The sequence below is a fragment of the Myxococcus sp. AM009 genome, assembly GCF_013372605.1.
In the GTDB taxonomy this organism is placed as follows: domain Bacteria; phylum Myxococcota; class Myxococcia; order Myxococcales; family Myxococcaceae; genus Myxococcus; species Myxococcus vastator.
In genome coordinates, this window is the sequence record NZ_JABXEP010000371.1 from 1 (window position 1) to 677 (window position 677).

At 67.9% G+C, this 677-nt stretch carries 1 protein-coding gene; it reads left to right on the forward strand.

The annotated features are described in order from the left end of the window. Nucleotides 1-677, forward strand: a 677-nt coding sequence (locus HV824_RS35920) for a condensation domain-containing protein (protein ID WP_176425285.1), incomplete at both ends; no start/stop codon positions are given.

The following is a 677-nucleotide window of genomic DNA, read 5'->3' on the forward strand; positions in this document are numbered from 1 at the left end:
CACGCTGGTGCTGCGGACGAAGGTGTCGCCGACAGCGAGCTTCCGGGAGTTGCTGACGCAGGTGCGCGAAGTGACGCTGGGTGCGTACGCGCACCAGGAAGTGCCCTTCGAGAGGCTGGTGGAGGAGTTGCAGCCGGAGCGGGACTTGAGTCGCAGCCCGCTGTTCCAGGTGATGCTGGTGCTGCAGAACGCGCCGGGCGGGGCGGTGAGCCTGCCGGGGCTGAGGCTGGAGGCGGCGGAGTCGTCCGGGAAGACGTCGAAGTTCGACTTGACGCTCGGGTTGAGTGAGACGGCTGAGGGCCTTTCTGGCGGCCTCGAGTTCAACAGCGACCTGTTCGAAGCCGAGACGATGGAGCGGCTGCTGGAGCATCTGCGGGTGCTGTTGGAGGCCGCCGTCGCTCGGCCTGAGACGCGGCTCATCGAGCTGTCGCTGATGGGCAGTGAGGAGCAGCAGCGGCTGGTGAAGGCGTGGAGCGGGACGGCTGCGCATTACCCACGGGAGGAGTCGCTGGCGCGGTTGTTCGAAGCACAGGTGCAGCGGACGCCGGATGCGGTGGCGGTGGAGTACGAGGACGAGCGGCTGACGTACGCGGAGTTGAACCGTCGCGCCAACCAGCTGGCGCACCACCTGAAGGGCATGGGAGTGGGGCCCGAGGTGCGGGTGGGCTTGTGCGTGG